Origin of the sequence: Bradyrhizobium sp. BRP20 (assembly GCF_020194215.1) — a bacterium.
Classification (GTDB): domain Bacteria; phylum Pseudomonadota; class Alphaproteobacteria; order Rhizobiales; family Xanthobacteraceae; genus Bradyrhizobium; species Bradyrhizobium yuanmingense.
This window is the reverse complement of record NZ_JADYVY010000106.1, coordinates 1-436: the sequence shown is the minus strand read 5'-3', so window position 1 is coordinate 436 and position 436 is coordinate 1. Positions and strand designations below refer to the sequence as shown.

1 protein-coding gene is annotated in these 436 nt (G+C 44.7%); it reads right to left on the bottom strand.

The window, feature by feature from the left end; genetic code table 11:
• A partial coding sequence (locus I6F33_RS38010; RefSeq protein ID WP_249790067.1) for an ATP-binding protein occupies nt 1-436 on the bottom strand: 436 nt, incomplete at both ends.

The following is a 436-nucleotide window of genomic DNA, read 5'->3' as shown; positions in this document are numbered from 1 at the left end:
AACCAGCACCGTACCTGAGAGCAAAGGTTGCTTGGACTGCGGTTCTTGAATTTCGGCAATAGCCGTATTGAGGTAAACCGTACAAGGGACATTGAAGGAGAAAACACTGCCATGATCGACAACACTTTGTACTTTGATTTCACCATTCATCATGTGAGCAAGCTGGCTCGACAAGCTTAATCCGAGCCCAGAGCCACCAAAGCGCCTTGTTATACTGTTGTCAGCTTGTTGGAAATTATCAAAAATTCGGCCTATCTGCTGCTCAGTCATGCCAATGCCAGTGTCCTTCACCACAAACTGTAAACCATGGTGCGTTTCAGATACCGCCAATTCAATACGGCCTTTTTCGGTAAACTTTAGGGCATTACTTAGCAAGTTTATCAGTATTTGTTTTACTCGAATGTAATCTAGACGCACGTAAGCGTTAGCCCTTACC